Genomic DNA, 18,081 nt, shown 5'->3' on the forward strand with positions numbered 1-18,081 from the left:
ATTCTCCCATACCCATTACTAGACGACCCTTATTTATCAATGCACTATTTTGTTATTCTGTCAATGCGTAAGTCCTAGATAAATTGCGGAATGCTAGTGAATCCGGTGAAAGTTCCTTTAAGGAAATGAGCGAGGAAGAAGTATCGCTTTGCGAAAACATCAGAGAGAGTCGTGAGGCCAAGCGACAGATTGCAGTAAAGTTTTTCGGTGAGGATTTATTATCTTTCCCAAATAACGAAACTCAAAAAGTTGTCGAAGGATTTGAAGAAACTATTTTAAAAAGTTTTATTGACGATCTCAAACAGGATGGGAATTGGCTGGGTATTTACAAAATCCAAGAACTTCAAAAGTTTATTCGTTTCTTGTTTTACCTGTTTGAAGATGACTCAATTCAAGAAACAATTGCTTTTACTCAAACTCTACGCTGGATTAAAAACTTAATTCAACATTGCGAGCTACTCAAGCACGCTAACTTTAAATTTAAGGTGTCACCAAAGCATCCAAATATATATTATCTGCAAGTAAAGCATAAAGAATATCAGAGTGATATTCAGATTAAAATAATTTTGTATGAGGCCTCATTCAACAGTCTTTACTTCGACAAAAAAGCTGAGAACACGTATTTGAATGAGCTCGTTGAAAAAGAAGGGGAAAAAATCTTCTTTATATCGGCTTATCAATCAGCTTCCAAAGGGTTTAATGCTATCATCAAAAACCACAAAGGCGATGAAAAGGATTTCGATTCTTTAGCTTTGTTAATGGACAGTTACTATACAGTAATGGGACCATCACTTAACAAATCAAAAGATTCTGGACTTTCTATTACGCGTTACCATTTTGCCTTAATGAAAAGTATTGTCAACTTGGGAGAGTCTAATATTGAAATCAAAGATTTCAACCAATACCTCAGCCGACCAGAAGCTGGAGCATTTAGAGAGCAGCAACACCAGATTTTATTAGGGAAACAAGTTTTGCAAGCGATCGGCAGATCTGAGAGACGCGATTTTCCCAACCAAGTAATAAAAATATTTGTTAATGAAGAAACCAGAAAAAATTTAGTAAATTTTTACAGATACCTGGAAGGAAAAGAAAAGGAGGAAATTCGTAAATTTTCCGTTAACAACCACAAAGTTTACTTAAGCGTTCGAGAAGAAGAGAAAAAACGTTCGATTAAGGATTATGACGATCATGTTATTGATGAGATTGATGCCACTCTGGCTTTTCAAGACTTTAGAACACAAATGTTGGAGGAAATCGATCGCTTTCATCTTAATAAAAATACTTTTGATATCGCACAAACGTGGGATGCGTTGCGCGACCCAATTGTTTTCAAATACCCAGCCAAGTATCTGGAAAAGTTGCGAGATTCAGGGCTATTTCCGGCTAATTTTATTGAGTCATTATTCTATCACAACCCAGAACAAGTTGAATTTACGCCCTATTTAGCTTCCGAGGAAGAAAGCGGTAAAAAATTCCAGATTATCAGTGATAGCATCAATGGGGAAAAAATCTATCCTTACCAGAAGCGGTTATATCCTGAATATCTAAAAATCAGAGAGCGAGGCTATGACTTAGAAGGTAATGAAATTGGCTCCCTAGATACTTCGACTGATTCAATCTACAGACGGTACAACAAGTTGATGCCACAACCGCAAGTTTTTAATACTTATATTCCGCGTCCGCATTTCTTTTACGATGTGTTGTATCCCTCACTCGCTGAAAATTTTGTGGAAGGCTGGATTAAAGATGAAGTTTTCCAAGGCAAAGACTGGAAAGACATAAAATCCAGCTATCGTTTTGAGCCATTGCGAGATTTCAAAAAGTATCGTAAGCTATACGAGCGGTTTGATTTGTACTATGTCAAGGAGAATACGCTATTTTGTATTGATGTTAAAGCTTGGAGCGTGGCTTCGGGAAATCGCCTGTCCAAAAAGACGCTGGATAAAACCGAAAACAAGCTGAAGGCGATTGTTTCAGACTATCCAGAATTTAGCACCGCAAGGGGGTTACTTCTTAACTTGCACGCCGCCCAAGAAAAAAATCAACAATACTCACCCACGCTATTTTCTGGAAATTTGATTTTTTTTGACGATCGCAATTGTCCAGTAGAATCTAATATCCTCACAGAGTTTTTGTTTCCCAAGGATAAATAAAATGAACAATAAAACAGCAGCATTGTCAGACATATCGCGAACCAACCAAATAGAAATATTAGAAAAGCAACAAGAAGTTGCCGAAAAACTGCGTAAGTATCTATTTAAAGAGGGACAAGGGATAGAACATTTTGAGCTTAAATATCCGATTGCTGAAGATAAAGATTCTGAAAATGAGGATTCACGGCCTACCTTTTATAAAGAGCGGCATAAATACATTAAAGCTCAAGTCCAAGAAAGACTTGCTGCACATGGGGAGAAACGGGAAAAATCAGAAATTCAATACTTCCTCTCATATACTGGGGGCAAAAAATATGTGTTCTTTTTATCCCCTAATAAAAATCATTCTGGATGGCAAAAGTTATTTACAGACAATTCTAGCGATCGAGAAAGAATTTTCAACCTCATTTTCAAGTTTTATATTCTGTCTCAAGGCTTATACTTTGAGACACTGAATGGTTTTGAAGAATTACTGTTACTCCATTCCAGGGATCTCAGCAAATCGAAAGAGGCTCTTTTTGTGTGGGGACAAAACTTGTTAATCAAATACAATCAACATAGCGTACTAACATTAACCTTGTCTCGAAAATACCGACTCTTCTTACCCAAAGATAGCTACAGTACCATAGATGGTGATGATTTAGGAGATTTGGTGGTCTACGACGATAAGAACTACTACTTCGATCGCGACTTAGATGCTAGGAAAACAAATAAAATAAATTTTATGCAATTTGATAGCGATCCCAAAAATTATGACCAGTTCAAAAAGACTCAGCTTTATCATTACCAAAACCTCATCACAAAACTTGAAGGCTTTTTAAGTGAGTGCCAGATTAAATTTAAATCTCTTGATTTTCAGGCTGACCATTACTTGGAAAACCCTTTTATCAAAAACATAGAATCTGTAGAATTCTTAGAGATTATTAACAATACTGGAGTCGATCTGACTGAATCTGACCAACAATTTTTGCAACATTTTATGAAACATCAAGGGGTATCTACGATCGCATTTTACAATCAGGGAAAAACTGTTAGTACCTATGAAAAAGTAGAAGCTGAAGGTGAGGAAGAGGTTTGCTGGAGAATTACCGAATCTATTAAATGGTCAGAAATTCAACTCCAAGCGGGAAAAAACTATTTGGTTTTCAATAAACTTTTGGAGGAAGAAGCGGGTTCGAGGGCCTACCAGAGAAAAGACACTCTCTGGTGTCCATCAACAACATTAGATAATAAATCGCCAGTAGATTTCTATTCACAGTTAAAGAAAAAATTTAACTATTTAGAGACAGGAATTTTTGTTAGCACCCAGGGCAGAAATATACCTGAATTTACTGGTGTCGGAAATAAGAAATCAGCTTGGGCGGTTCTTAATTATACAGCTCAAATCGATCGGGATAGTCTCCAAAAGGATACGAAAGCTTTTACAGAGGGGAGATTATTGGATGTAGAGGGTTATATTTCCTGCTATCTAATAGGACAAGAAGATAGCGAACAATGGCAAAGTTTCTGCGATAAATATAAGATAAAGATTTCCGCTGAATTTCAGAAAATCTTGATTGAGTTGGGAATTAAGAACTGGATCTCCCAGAGTCTTGCAAATCCGAACTTGGGCTTGCGTATTACTCATGAATCATTTCCTGAAAAACAATTTTTTAGTATTTATGTACGCAGCCCTAAAAATAAGGAAGCTAAAGCGGTTGCGGTAGAATTTCTGTATCAAGATGGTTACATATACATAAAAAATGTAATGCGCGATTTGAAACAAATAGAATCGAAATTTCGATTTTTAAGAAGGAGAAAAAACTCTTCAGAAAAATTAATTAACGATCAAAAATATTTTGTAGATGAATCAGAGGCACTGTATATTAGTTGTTATACAGATGATTTTTATACGCCCACATTAATTGGACGAACTGGTATTATTGCAGATATGAAAAGCGGCCAATTAACTATTGACAGAAAAAACAAAGGTGAAAATAGTAGTAGATTCTTACCTGTGGTCTCCTATTACAACAGCGAGATTCAACCTATGTACAGAATCCAAAATATGATATGTTTGGATTTGAAGAACGAAACATTTATTCAGTATTATGTCCCTCCAGGGCAAAGTATCGCAGGCTCGATTAAGAAAGGGTTTAGAGCCTATCATTTGATTGGGAAGAGATCTGGCGGAGAGTCAATTCCCACATCTGATCTGATCGACCATCCCATCACAGCTTTACATTTTAGTACGCTCACTCAAAATGTTTTAAAAATAGGTGATAACAGTCAATCGTCATTGTTACAAAAAGTAGCACAAGTATTAATTGAAAATTGAAATAAGGCTGAATTTGAATGCTGATTCCAGAAAACATCCAGATATTTCAGCGATCCCAGAAGAGCATCGGATACACTCACACCTGGTCTGAGGCCGGAGACAAGTATCAATGTCAGCTAGAAGCCAACCTGCTACTTAGAGCCGATCGAGGATTGCGATCGCTCTTTGGAGTGGTGAGTGGGCAGACCATACGTGCAATAATCAGCCATATTATCTGGTACGCGATCGCCTGAACCTATGGATGCGCTAATCGGCAAAACTTTACAGGGTGGAAAGTACACCCTCGAACAAGAATTGGGCCGCGGCGGCTTTGGAATAACTTTCAGGGCAAATCACCGCTATTTAGGACAGCCTGTAGTCATTAAAACCCTCAACGAATCTCTGCGGCAGCAACCCAATTTTGCTGAGTTCGATCGCAAGTTTCAAGACGAAGCGAGGCGGTTAGCTTCCTGCGTTCATCCGAATATTGTCCGCGTCAGCGATTTTTTTGTGGAAGACGGGCAGCCTTACATGGTGATGGACTACATAGCCGGTCAGAATTTGGGCGATGTAGTCGGTTCAAATAATCCGCTACCAGAAAATCTCGCAATTCTCTACATCAGTCAAATTGGGGCTGCGTTGAAGGCGGTTCATCAAAAGGGTTTGCTGCACCGAGATGTCAAGCCCCAAAACATTATTTTGCGGCAAGGTACTCAGGAAGTCGTGCTGATTGACTTTGGCATTGCCCGCGAGTTTACTCCTGGTGCAACCCAAAGTCACACTAATATGGTGTCCGACGGCTACGCACCCCCTGAACAGTATTTTGCCCAAGGAAAATATACGCCCGCCACAGATGTTTACGGTATGGCGGCGACGCTTTACACCTTACTGACAGCACAAGTGCCGGTGGCTGCAATTTTGCGTACCAGTCAGCCGATGCCTTCACCGCGCGACTTGCGGCCTCAGCTAAGTGCGACTGTCAGCTCTGCGGTGATGCGCGGGATGACGGTAGAAGCTCAAAATCGCCCTGCTAGTGTGGATGAGTGGCTGTCGCTGCTGCATGGGCAGGGGGGTGCAGCGTCGCCGAGCACTGGGCCGACGGTGGCGGTGATTCCGGGACACGGGCCTCAGTCGCCTGCGGGTTCCAGAACAACGCCTGCTGTGGTGTCTTCTGGGGACAACAACCGCAAGGTTTGGTGGATTTTGGGGTTCGTGGCGATCGCACTTATTGTTGCAGGTTTGGTCGGCATTGCTAGGGTTTTCCTCAACCGGCCGTCTTCGGAACCCGCACCAGTCGCCCAGGACGATCGCACTTCGGCCCCTGCATATCCAGACGCGCGCTCCAGCCCTGCACCAATTCCCGCGCCGACACCAACGCCAGCGCCGACTCGCAGAGAAACTCCGCCCCCTGCTGCTGAAACTCCAGCGCCTGCTGCTGAAACTCCAACACCAGCCCCAGCGCCAACACCAGCCCCAGCGCCAACTCCAGCGCCTTCTCCCGAGGCTGCCGAACCTACACCAACAGAAAAACTTGTTGACAAAGAGTTGCCACCAGATCGATCTCCCGCCCCCAGCCCCGAACAACCGGAAACCAATTATCAGAAGACTCCCACAATCCCTGGGTATGCGGTGGGTACGGCGGAAAGTCAGATTTTATCCCAATTGGGAGAACCCACTGACTCTCAAGCCCGGGGCTATTGGCCGAATACTCGCACCGCACTTTACGAAATATTGCCAAATCGAATTACTCTCGGCTACATTTACGATCGCGATTCGGGCGAGCTAGTACAAACAGAGGGTTCTTTTGCCCCGTCGGTGGACGATTTGGTAATGCGAACCGCGTTAAACGGGATGGTGGGCGGCGCCAGCCGGGAGATTTTGCAAGGGCTCGGCGACGTGCAGCAGCGCCGGAGTAATCGGTTTACGTTTAAGAAGGGTTCGCTCGAAGGGATGATCGAACGCAATGAGCGCGATCGGATTTACATCGGCGTCTGGGACGACAACTTGCATTAATTAGGAATTACGCACGGGTGGTCAGAAACCAGTTTTTTTTGCCAGATACTTCGTTACAGCCCGCATTAACCGCCAAAAACCCGGTTTCTTTAATCCCCAATCGAAAATCCAAAATCCAAAATCTAAAATCGCTTGACTTGACGCAACAGGAAATATTGTCTATGATTAAAGAACACACGAGGGGCTGTAATGGTTTCGACAGGGTGGCGAAAGCTGCTCCGTGATGCAGGTCGAGAGGGAGTCTACTCTCGTTAATATCGGCTCAAACAAAAAAGTAAATGCGAACAACATCGTTCCTTTCGCTCGCAAAGCCGTCGCTGTAGCCTAAAAACTTCTTAAGCCCGGTTTAGAGTGTATGCCACCTAACTCCGTTAAAGGTAGCATAACAACCCCCAACGGATGCCCTAGCTAAACGTTTCTAGTCGGCTAGCTAGGAAAGCAATCACTAGAAAATCCCCCCATCTGGGATAAAGATGGTTCCCGCCCCGAGGATTAGAGGGGATAAACCTGTGAACGATCGGAAGGTAAATACCCGCTTTGGACGGCAGTTCGATTCTGCCCAGTTCCATAAAAAAAGTGACGTAAAATCAATGGTTTAAGCCATTTGAAAGCCACTTTAAAGCATTAAAAGGGCCCAGAGTTAACTCTGGGCCCTTTTGTTTGGCATTCGAGGTTAATTCAATCTAAAATCTCAAATCTAAAATCGACTAAGCTTGTTGCCAGACTAAACAGACATAAGTGGCAAACCCATTAGCTAACCTGGGCTCTGGCATAAAATAATTTCACCCAGTCTGTACGTTCTTGGAGCCTGTCGGGCGATATACTATTAGGCGGTAAAGCCTTAAAAATCTTTACAAAGACCCCGATTTCTAAGCCTATTCCTACGAAGGACGGGTGAAAAATTATATGCTGAGCACTCAAAAGCTGGAAAAATGAACCCAGGAATTGACTTACAAGGAAGTTTCGTAGAAGCCCTAATCAATTGGGGCTTGCCGGCGGACATCGCCCAAGTGCTTTGGCTACCACTGCCAATGGTGCTGATGATTGTCGGTGCTGTATTCGGGGTACTTACTAGCGTTTGGCTAGAGCGGAAAATTTCCGCAGCCGCTCAACAGCGGGTAGGCCCGGAATTTATCGGCCCTCTGGGAGTGCTAGCACCCGTTGCCGATGGTCTGAAGTTGGTCTTCAAAGAAGACATTGTACCGGCAAAAGCTGACGCACTGCTGTTCACGCTGGGCCCGGTAATTGTGGTGATTCCAGTTTTTCTCTCCTACTTAATCGTGCCCTTCGGAGAGCATATGCTGATCGCTGATATGGGGACAGCGATATTTCTGTGGGTTGCTCTTTCTAGCATTCAGCCGATCGGCTTGCTGATGTCCGGCTATGCTTCCAACAACAAATACGCCCTCCTCGGAGGACTCAGAGCCGCGGCTCAATCCCTCAGCTACGAAATTCCCCTAGCTTTGGCAGTATTGGCAGTCGTGATGATGTCCAATAGCCTCAGTACGATCGACATCGTACACCAGCAAGCCGGCTACGGGATTGTCGGCTGGAATATCTGGCGGCAACCAGCAGGTTTCCTAATTTTCTGGATTGCAGCACTAGCAGAATGCGAACGCTTGCCCTTTGACCTCCCGGAAGCAGAAGAAGAATTGGTAGCAGGATATCAGACTGAGTACACAGGCATGAAATTTGCTTTGTACTATATCGCTTCCTACGTTAACCTCGTCCTTTCTTGCCTGCTAGTAGCAGTTTTGTACCTCGGCGGCTGGGAATGCCCGATTCCTGTCGAAGTGCTGACAAATGCCCTGGGATTGAGCGAGACGACTCCTTGGTTGCAGGTAATTACTGGCTTGTTGGGCATTACGATGACCATGTTGAAAGCCTACTTTTTCCTGTTTCTGGCAGTTCTGCTCCGCTGGACTCTGCCGCGAGTTCGGATCGACCAATTGCTAGATTTGGGATGGAAGTTTTTACTTCCCGTTGCTCTAGTTAATTTGCTATTGACCGCAGCTTTGAAACTTGCCTTTCCCTTTGCTTTTGGCGGTTAATTAATAATAGGTAAAAGGCAATAGCTAAACAAAAATAGCTGTTAACCAATTACCTATTATTAATTATCAATTACCAAAAACTCAAGTACAGAGAGAGAACACCATGCTAAAATTCCTCAATCAAGTAGGCGAATACGCCAAAGAGACTCTTCAAGCTGCTAAGTATATCGGTCAAGGTCTATCTGTTACTTTTGACCACATGAGACGCCGGCCGATTACGGTGCAGTATCCTTACGAGAAACTAATTCCTTCGGAACGTTTCCGGGGTCGAATTCACTTTGAATTTGACAAGTGCATCTCCTGCGAAGTCTGCGTTCGGGTGTGTCCGATCAATTTGCCTGTAGTGGATTGGGAATTTAACAAAGAAACTAAGAAGAAACAACTCAAGCACTACAGTATCGATTTCGGAGTGTGTATCTTCTGCGGCAACTGCGTAGAATATTGTCCGACTAATTGTTTGTCCATGACAGAAGAATACGAGTTAGCCACCTACGAACGTCACGAATTGAATTTTGACAACGTGGCCCTCGGACGTTTACCCTACAAGGTTACAGACGATCCGATGGTGACACCGATGCGGGAATTCGCTTATTTGCCGAAAGGTGCGATCGACCCCCATGAAGTTTCCTACACCGATCGCCGCGCCGGTCTGCGTCCAGAGGAAATTATCGAAAAGTAAGTAATTACTCATTAGTTAGTATAGCTATCCTAAATCATTTGTGAATTTCTTACTCCCTCCCCTTGATAAGGGGAGGGCAGGGGTGGGGTCAAAAATTTACAAATCCTGCAACGATTGCTATAGTCATCAGTCATTAGTGAAATAACCAATTATTAATGACTGCTAGCTAATGAGTAAAAACGAACAATAGAAAACTAATAATTGAGGATAAAAAATTGTGAATCTAGCTGAAGGGGTTCAAATTGTTTCATTTGGCATACTGTCGGTAATGATGATTGCAGGAGCACTAGGAGTAGTGCTGTTCTCCAATATCGTTTACTCAGCATTTTTGTTGTGCGGCGTATTTACCAGCATTGCCGGTTTGTACCTGTTGCTGAATGCCGACTTTGTAGCAGCAGCGCAGGTATTGATTTATGTTGGTGCTGTTAACGTCTTGATTTTGTTTGCCATCATGCTAGTAAACAAGCGAGAAGACTTCCGCACAATTCCCAACGCTTGGGTGCGTCAAGTAGCAACTGCACTGGTTTGTGCTGGTTTATTTGCGCTTTTGGGTACGATGGTGGTGTCTACTCCTTGGGCTATTGTCGCGACGACAGGAGCACCGGCAGAAAGTTCGATCGTCACAATCGCCAAACATTTCTTCACCGACTTTTTGCTGCCTTTCGAGTTAGCATCAGTGTTTTTGTTGATGGCAATGGTAGGGGCAATTGTGTTGGCGCGACGCGATTTCTTCCCGGATGAACTGTCAAAGAAGCTATCCGAAACACCTGCTTTGAGTTTGCCGGAAAGACCTCGCGAATTAGTTTCTGCCGGAGATGTGTCTTCGCCAGAATCTAAGTAATATTATGGTGCGCTAAGCGCACCATAGTGTTAGTTTTGTAGTAACTTTAGATTGAGACAAAATCGCAAAATTTATGCAACTGCAACTCCAGTATTTCCTGTTATTAGCCGCCGCTCTTTTCTGTATTGGTATTTACGGTTTGATTACCAGCAGAAATGCAGTGCGCGTGTTGATGTCGATCGAGTTGATGCTGAATGCTGTCAATCTCAATTTGATGGGTTTCTCCAATTATCTCGACCCTGTACAAATTAAGGGCCAAGTATTTACCGTGTTTGTAGTTACGGTAGCGGCGGCTGAGGCTGCCGTAGGTTTGGCAATTGTTTTGGCGATTTATCGCAACCGCAATACCGTAGACATGGAAGAATTTAACTTGCTGAAGTGGTAACTAATCAATAGTCATCAGTCATTAGTCATCAGTCATTAGCGACAAACTAATGCAGATTAAAGACTGATGACTAAGGACTAAGGACTAATAATTAATGACTTCTAGTAATTTCTAGAGTAATTCTGCCACCGAAATCAGGGATGGGGGCAGCAGGTTTCGAGAGTTGTAGTTTAACTTTTTCGACTAACGGTAGTTCTAAAAGCGCTTGAGCAATCGTATCTGCTAGGCGTTCGATTAATAAAAATTTCGACTCTTGGACTAGCTTTTGAATCAGAGTAATTGCGCTGCGGTAATCAAGAGTATGTTGAATATCATCACTTTTTCCAGCTTGCGATAAATCCAGCCATAGAGTAACATCCACTTCAAACCACTGCCCCAAAACTTGCTCTTCCGGCAGATAGCCCGTATATCCGTAGCAGCGAATTCCTGTAAGTTGAATAGAATCCATTTTGCAATAAACTAAAAGTGCGTTGTCTATACCACTTTGTATTAAACCAGATAAAGTTCTCTTTCTCTTCCCTCTCTTTTTGTGCCCTGTTCCTTCTTTCTCTGCGCCCTCTGCGCCCTCTGCGGTTCAATCACTCTTATTTTATCTTAAATTTCACAACCGTTCTCCTTTCTCCAACTTGTCCATTAAATCCTCAGCAACTTCATACCATTTCCGCCTAATTTCAGCATCTTCTGGCTTTTCTGTCAAGCTGCGCCCTTGTAATTCTGGATATTTATTGTAATATAATTCATCCACTTTTTGATAGAATATATCTTGATTAATGTTGAGATTTTTGCGTCGTTTACCAATCTTTTCTTGACGAATTATTTCAGATTCCTCTAAGGATGTATCGGGAGGTTGCTGGCGCGAAGAAAATTTAGGTAAATCCGGCAATTTTGGCAACGGGAAACCAGATTTGACTACACTAAAAGCTAAAATTCCGGGTACCAAAATCACACTTAAACTCCCTAGGGTTTTCCAAGGAATTAACTTGAATGTGCTGTGGTTATTAACCAGTTGAGGATTTTGGTGAACAGGAGTATGATTACTGGTAGCAGTTTGAGTGGTGTTTTTGAAAGGGCGGCCGACAAAGTTCATTGTCACCATTTGAGAAATTATACTGCCAATGTGAGATAGTTTTGGATCTTTGAGTGCTTCGCGGACTGCTTTTGCAGATTGGTAGCGATCGCCCGGTTGTTCTGCTAACATCCGATCCAATACCGTGGCTAAATTTGAGCTGACACTGACGTGCGATCGCCAATCCCAAGTTTTATTATTGATATCGTAAAATTTTTGAGGCTTTTTGCCGCTTAGCAGTACCAAAGCCGTGACGGCTAAAGCGTATAAATCGCTAGCAGCAGACACTTTCCCCAGTCGCATTTGTTCGGCTGGCGAATAACCCTGTTTGCCGATCGCCGTATCCGATTGTCCGTTAAACTGAAGTACGGCATTTGCTGCGATTTGCTTAACCGAACCGAAATCAATTAAAAATGGTAGTTTGTCAGCATCATGCTGAATAATATTATCCGGGGAAATATCGCGGTGAATTAAATTTTTCGAGTGGATGTATTCTAAAACTGGTAAAAGCTGAAATAGCAGTTGAGTAACTTCGGCTTCGCTAAAATTTTTACCTTGCTGCTGGCGCGATATCAATAGTTCTTCGTAAGTTTGACCCTTGATATAATCTTGCACTAAAAACAAAGATGGATTCCCGCCCAAATCCGTTCGCAGGAGTTCTCGAAACCTTGGAATTTGCGGGTGTTGGAGGTGGTAAAGCATACTTGCTTCGCGATCGAACAATTCGGCCGCTTTCGGGCTGTGAACCACCGGAGAAAACTCTTTGAGCACGCAATGTTCGTTGTAGCGGTTGATATCTTCGGCGAGATAAGTGCGGCCGAAACCGCCTCGGCCCAATTCGCGGAGGATGCGGTAGCGTTTTTCGAGAGTCGAACCTGGGGTGAGGAGAGATGAGTTAGACATAAACCACGGCAAATTGTTGATTTGGGGAGTCGCCGAGCACAGTATAGCTTATTGTAGCTAAGTTTGTTTGAATGGGATATAAGGAAGGGCGATCGCCCCAGCAATATTAATCCTCTACTCAATAGCTTTAGCGATCGTTTGATGATGTAGACTCTCCCTCATCATTATCAAAAAAACGACTAAACTAAGCGCTATTTCTGGACTAGCTTTTAACTAGAATTGCTTCTCATCCTGATGTTGTCGTCAAATCGAGGTGAAGTCAACTGGCTGTGCATATTCTACACAATTGTGTCCCATTAGGTGATTCAGCTTTTGGGGAGATGTCTAATGTTTCTGGATCCAATGACAACTTGAGTAATTTGAGTGAATTCTGTCTGCTCTGGAAATAGCGATCGCCTCTAGAGGCAGTTACACATAATATAAACATTTGTCAATGCCTAAGTCCTAGAAGTAAGATACTGGGGAGCGGTCTTTTCTGAGGATTAGCAACAATTCTATACATAAACTTGTCAAAAAATGTATTATTATATGGTTTTAAATATTTAAATATTTTTCAAAGGTAGGAGTCTTCCGTAGATAAGAGGATAGAAGAGTTATAGGACTAGAGTCTTTTGGAGGAATTTTAATGTAATGTAATAACAATGACATATATTAGCATCTTCCTTCAACTATAATACGTATTGTTGGGCAAAAGACAGCGTAATATTGATATTAACCAAGTACCTGGACAAATCTAAAAAAGCCTCAGCCAGTTAGTGGATGACTGCAACTCCCAAAGTTCCGTTAGATCTGCTCTTGGTTCGAGCTTTTATCCTAAATATTTTTGTGGGTATAGGAATAACGGGGTATGTCTCTCTACAGAATGGACAAATAGCTACCAATAAATTGTCAAACTCCGCCCTGAGGCTAGAACACAGATTAACAATTATCCTCATAGCCATTTAAAAATTAATCATTATCCATTACTTATTAGATTATGAAAAAACACCTAAACCAACGCCTCACAGAACCCATAAATTTAATGGCGTTGTTGTTGATTTTTATATTTCCTTTTGCTCTGGTAGTTTATCAATTAATTGCTGAAATTGATATTAAAATTGAATTCGCTCAAGAAGAAAAACTCGGCTTGGCTTATAACTATCCTTTGAAAAATTTGCTTGTCGCTGTTATTGAACACCGCACGCAAGTTAATCAATATTTAAATGGGGACAAGTCTTTAGCCCCTGCGATCGCCACGGCAACAGAAAAGATCGAGACGGCAATCCAAAACCTCAATGCCGTGGAAAAACAGCTATCGCCCCAATTTAAAACTAGCCCGAAATGGCTAGCGCTCAAAAATTCCATTAATGGCAACTGGCAGCAATTAAAAAAGCAAAAATTAAACTTATCTCCTACCCAAAGCTGGCAAGCACATACAACTCTTGTTAACGATATCCTAGATTTAATTGCCCACATTGGAGATGTTTCTAATCTCATTCTCGATCCATCTTTAGACAGTTATTATTTAATGGATACCGTTGTCACGCAGCTACCATTAACGATAGAGAATACAGCTCAAGCTAAAGATATCGGTGCAAAGATAGCAACTCAACAAGCTAAACAAAAAATTGCCGATAGCGATCGAGCCAAACTTTTGATTATTCGGAGTTTAATTGCACCGCCTATCCAAGCAGTGCAAAGAGGCTTGCAAATTTCTGCTAATGCTAATCCGCAAATTCAGCGGCAGCTATCAACTAGCGTACGCGAAAATTTCAAGAATATCAAAAGATTTATTGACTTACTCGACAAAGATATCATTAATGCCAATACCATCAACTTACAGCCATTCGTATATACAGCTACAGCCACAACTGCCCTAGAGTCCCAATTAAAACTTTACAATACAGCTTTTCCACTTTTAGATCGTTTATTGGAACAGCGACTGAATCAGTTAGTTGGTAGAAAATATCAAATCATCGGGTTTGCACTGCTAGTATTAGCGGTAGTGACTTACATTTTTATAGCTTTTGTCAGCAACCGCAAAAAGCGCCTGCAATTTGAAAAAGAATTACAAGCTGCTGAAGCCAAATATCGCAGCATTTTTAACAATTCAATTAATGGAATTTTCCAAGTTACCCCAGCAGGGGAATATCTTAGCGCTAATCCAGCCTTGGCTGAAATTTATGGTTACAATTCTTCTGACCAATTAATTGGCAAATTAACCAATATTAAACAACAACTTTATGTAGATTCCAACCACCGAGAAGAATTCATAAAAATTATAAGCGATCGCGGCAGTGTTTCCGACTTTGAATCTCAAGTTTATCGCCGCGACGGTAGTATTATTTGGATTTCAGAAAATGCTCGCGCTATGTGTGATGAAAATGGCAATATTCTCTACTACGAAGGTACAGTAGAAGACATTACCGAATACAAACGTGCCGAACAAGAAATTTATGCCGCTAAAGAAGCTGCAGAAAATGCCAACCGCGCCAAAAGCGAGTTTCTGGCTAACATGAGTCACGAACTGCGAACCCCACTCAACGGGATCTTAGGCTATGCCCAAATTCTCAAGCGTTCTGTAAAACTAGGAGAACACGAACAAAATAGCATTGAAATTATCTACCAGTGCGGTTCTCACCTGCTAACTTTGATTAACGATATTCTCGATTTGTCTAAAATAGAAGCTCAGAAAATGGAACTCTACCCTACAGAATTTCATTTTCCCGCTTTTCTACAGGCCGTTGCCGAAATTTGTCGCATTCGCGCCGAACAAAAAAGTCTCAAATTTAGCTACCAACCCGATCCCGATTTACCCATTGCCATTCACGCCGACGAAAAACGCTTGCGACAAGCATTAATTAACCTTATTGGTAACGCCATCAAATTTACCAAAATAGGAGACATAAGTTTTAGTGTCAGTTTAATTGAAAAAAATATTAATTTTTCCCATCAAACTAGCTGTAAAATTCGCTTCAGTGTCAAAGATACAGGAGTAGGAATTAAACCCGAAGAAATCGCCAAAATATTTTTACCTTTTGAACAAGTTGGATCTAGAAAAAATCAAGCAGAAGGAACGGGATTAGGACTGGCAATCACTCAAAAAATTATTCAATTAATGGGTAGTACCATTCAAGTCACGAGTCAATTACAAATGGGCAGTATTTTTGGGTTTGATTTAGAGCTATTAGAAGCCACAGAATGGGTTAATACAAGTTCTAAAACTGACAAAGGTAAAATTATTGGATTTAAAGGATCTCCCCAAAAAATTCTCGTGATTGACGATCGTTGGGAAAATCGATCGGTCATTGTTAATTTACTGACTCCTCTAGGATTTGAAGTAATAGAAGCGACTAACGGTAAACAAGGATTGAACATAGCAACTCAGGCTAAACCAGATTTAGTGATTACAGATTTAGTTATGCCAGAAATGGATGGATTTCAATTGATGGAATACTGGAAAACAAGCTTAGAATTAAAAGATATTAAAATAATTGTTTCTTCGGCAAGTGTTTTTGAAACAGACCAAAATCAAAGCTTACAAGCTGGAGCTGTTGATTTTTTAGCCAAACCCGTTCAAGCTGAAGAACTTTTAGAAAAGTTAGAACTTCATTTACAAATAGAGTGGATTTATGAAGCTGCCTCATTGATGCCTTCAGGAAGGAAACCAAATTACGATAAAATTGTTCCTCCTCCTCCAGAAGTATTAGATAAACTGTTTAATTTGGCTTTGCGAGGTAATTTGAAAGAGATTATAAAACAGACAAAAACTCTTGAAGAAACTGATCCAAAATATATGTCATTTGCGTCAAAATTGCGACAGTTAGCTAAAGAGTTTCAAGAGAAAAAAATCTTGGAAATGCTCACTCAATACAAGGAAATAAATTTATGAACAATTTAAATTCTTACTCAAATACAATTTTGGTAGTGGATGATGTCCCGGCTAATTTAGGAATATTAGCGGATTTCCTCACTGAAGCTAGTTTTGAGGTTTTGGTCGCTCAAGATGGAGAAAGTGCTATTCAAAAAATAAATTATGTGATTCCAGACATAATTTTATTAGATATAATGATGCCCGGAATAGACGGATTTGAGACTTATACACGCTTGAAAGAAAATCCCTTATGGAGTCAAATTCCTGTAATTTTTATTACGGCTCTTTCTGAAACAGATAATGTTGTCAGAGGTTTATCTTTAGGAGCTGTAGATTATATTATTAAACCTTTTCAAAAAGAAGAGGTTTTAGCGAGAATTAAAACGCATTTAGATTTGCGGCATTTAACTAAAACTATTGAAGTTAAAAATCAGCACTTATCACAAGAAATTGCGGAACACGCCAAGGCTCGTGCAGACTTAAAACAGCTAAATCAAGAATTGGAAATCCGAGTCAAAGAACGAACAGCAGAACTGTCTCAAACGCTGCAAGACTTGTACAGAAGTCAAGCTCAATTGGAGCATAATGCCTTCCATGACTCCTTAACTGGTTTGCCAAATCGAGACTGGTTGATTAAGAAGTTGCATGAGTTAATTGCAGCAAATACAAGTTATTCTGTTTTGTTTGTTGACTTAGATCGTTTTAAAATTATAAATGATAGCCTAGGACATTTAGCAGGAGACGAGCTACTAAAGTGCGTAGCCAAGCGGATGCAAGGGTGTTTAAAACCTTGTCAAATATCAACGCGAATGGGTGGGGATGAATTTATTATTTTACTAGAAACAGAAACCGGAACTTTAGTCGCTCAAAAATTATTAGAACAGTTTAAGTTACCCTTTAATTTTAATGAATATGAAGCTATCGTAGAAGCGAGTATTGGTATAACTTCTAGTGCAATAAATTATCAACACCCGATGGATATCCTTAGAGATGTGGATATTGCGATGTATCGAGCCAAAAAGCAGGGAAGTGGTAACTATCAGGTTTTCGATCCGCAGATGCAAGCGGATGCGATCGCACGCCTCGAACTGGAGCAAGACTTGCGAAAAGCGATCTCTCAACAAGAATTTTGCTTGTACTATCAACCTATTGTTTCCCTCATTACTGAAGAAATTAAAGGTTTTGAAGCTTTAATCCGCTGGAATCATCCCAAAGGCATGATTTCACCCGATCAATTTATCCCTGTTGCTGAAGAAACAGGATTAATTAATCCTTTAGGTTGGTGGATTTTACGGGAAGCTTGCAACCAGTTAAGACGTTGGCAAGAGGAATTGCCTGACCTGCCTTTGAAACTGAACGTTAACTTTTCTCCCATTCAATTCCAGCAAGTTAATTGCTTTGAACAAATTGCAGAAATTTTACAAGAAACTGGGATAAAGAAAAACACTTTAAATATAGAAATTACTGAAAGTTGTCTATTAAAAACAACAAGTTTTAACTTGGAATTTTTAAAAGCTATGGGGGTTGGTATATGTATCGATGATTTTTGTACTGGCTACTCTTCATTAAGTTTACTCAAAGAGTTGCCAATTGATACTTTAAAAATCGATCGTTCCTTTTTGCAAAACTTGGCTCGAAATCCCAACGATACAAGTTTAATTCAAACAATTATATTATTAGGTAAAAATTTAAATATGGAAATTGTTGCTGAAGGATTGGAAACTCAAGAACAAATACAAATTCTTCGAGAACTAGGATGTATTTTCGGACAAGGTTACTTTTTTTCTCGCCCCTTAGATAGTCATAACGCCACGCGGTTTATAGGCTTATAATTGAAATAA

12 protein-coding genes and 1 other RNA gene are annotated in these 18,081 nt (G+C 41.0%); 11 read left to right on the top strand and 2 right to left on the bottom strand.

Annotated elements, in window-relative coordinates; all coding sequences use genetic code 11:
- Nucleotides 1-125: 125 nt before the first annotated feature.
- The 9 genes from QUA24_RS14910 to nuoK all read left to right on the top strand — a co-directional run bounded on the left by QUA24_RS14910 (nucleotide 126) and on the right by nuoK (nucleotide 10,418).
- Nucleotides 126-2,153 (top strand): hypothetical protein, encoded by a 2,028-nt coding sequence (locus QUA24_RS14910; protein WP_333230555.1) that lies wholly within the window; start codon nucleotides 126-128, stop codon nucleotides 2,151-2,153.
- A 1-nt stretch (nucleotide 2,154) separates the two neighbouring features.
- A complete protein-coding gene (locus QUA24_RS14915; protein WP_333230556.1) occupies nucleotides 2,155-4,470 on the top strand; it encodes a hypothetical protein in 2,316 nt (771 codons plus the stop codon).
- Nucleotides 4,471-4,487: 17 nt separating this feature from the next.
- The gene (locus QUA24_RS14920; protein ID WP_333230557.1) at nucleotides 4,488-4,703 is read left to right on the top strand and encodes a hypothetical protein; all 216 of its coding nucleotides are present in this window, start codon (nucleotides 4,488-4,490) and stop codon (nucleotides 4,701-4,703) included.
- Nucleotides 4,704-4,707: 4 nt separating this feature from the next.
- A complete protein-coding gene (locus QUA24_RS14925) occupies nucleotides 4,708-6,462 on the top strand; it encodes a serine/threonine-protein kinase (protein ID WP_333230558.1) in 1,755 nt (584 codons plus the stop codon).
- A gap of 180 nt (nucleotides 6,463-6,642) precedes the next feature.
- Nucleotides 6,643-7,033, top strand: a transfer-messenger RNA (tmRNA) gene (gene ssrA / locus QUA24_RS14930).
- 361 nt (nucleotides 7,034-7,394) lie between these two features.
- Nucleotides 7,395-8,513: an NADH-quinone oxidoreductase subunit NuoH gene (nuoH, locus tag QUA24_RS14935; RefSeq protein WP_333230559.1), complete on the top strand. Its 1,119-nt coding sequence runs from the start codon at nucleotides 7,395-7,397 to the stop codon at nucleotides 8,511-8,513.
- Between the two features lie 103 nt (nucleotides 8,514-8,616).
- Nucleotides 8,617-9,192, top strand: a complete 576-nt coding sequence (gene ndhI / locus QUA24_RS14940; RefSeq protein ID WP_333042046.1) for an NAD(P)H-quinone oxidoreductase subunit I — start codon at nucleotides 8,617-8,619, stop codon at nucleotides 9,190-9,192.
- A gap of 217 nt (nucleotides 9,193-9,409) precedes the next feature.
- On the top strand, nucleotides 9,410-10,033 hold the full coding sequence (locus tag QUA24_RS14945) for an NADH-quinone oxidoreductase subunit J (protein WP_333230560.1): 624 nt from the start codon (nucleotides 9,410-9,412) through the stop codon (nucleotides 10,031-10,033).
- Nucleotides 10,034-10,112: 79 nt separating this feature from the next.
- The gene (gene nuoK, locus QUA24_RS14950; protein WP_228042566.1) at nucleotides 10,113-10,418 is read left to right on the top strand and encodes an NADH-quinone oxidoreductase subunit NuoK; all 306 of its coding nucleotides are present in this window, start codon (nucleotides 10,113-10,115) and stop codon (nucleotides 10,416-10,418) included.
- 91 nt (nucleotides 10,419-10,509) lie between these two features.
- On the opposite strand, the gene folB is transcribed toward nuoK, so the two are convergent.
- Nucleotides 10,510-10,866, bottom strand: coding sequence for a dihydroneopterin aldolase (gene folB, locus QUA24_RS14955; protein ID WP_190662829.1), 357 nt, complete (start codon nucleotides 10,864-10,866; stop codon nucleotides 10,510-10,512).
- A 153-nt stretch (nucleotides 10,867-11,019) separates the two neighbouring features.
- On the bottom strand, nucleotides 11,020-12,387 hold the full coding sequence (locus QUA24_RS14960; RefSeq protein ID WP_333230561.1) for a serine/threonine-protein kinase: 1,368 nt from the start codon (nucleotides 12,385-12,387) through the stop codon (nucleotides 11,020-11,022).
- Between the two features lie 976 nt (nucleotides 12,388-13,363).
- On the opposite strand from QUA24_RS14960, the gene QUA24_RS14965 reads away from it, so the two are divergent.
- Nucleotides 13,364-16,258: a response regulator gene (locus QUA24_RS14965; RefSeq protein ID WP_333230562.1), complete on the top strand. Its 2,895-nt coding sequence runs from the start codon at nucleotides 13,364-13,366 to the stop codon at nucleotides 16,256-16,258.
- Entirely contained in the window at nucleotides 16,255-18,072 is a 1,818-nt protein-coding gene (locus QUA24_RS14970) for an EAL domain-containing protein (protein WP_333230563.1), read from the top strand. Before QUA24_RS14965 ends, QUA24_RS14970 begins: the two co-directional genes overlap by 4 nt.
- Nucleotides 18,073-18,081: the final 9 nt, after the last annotated feature.

The organism is Microcoleus sp. Pol12B5 (genome assembly GCF_036701335.1).
GTDB lineage: Bacteria > Cyanobacteriota > Cyanobacteriia > Cyanobacteriales > Microcoleaceae > Microcoleus.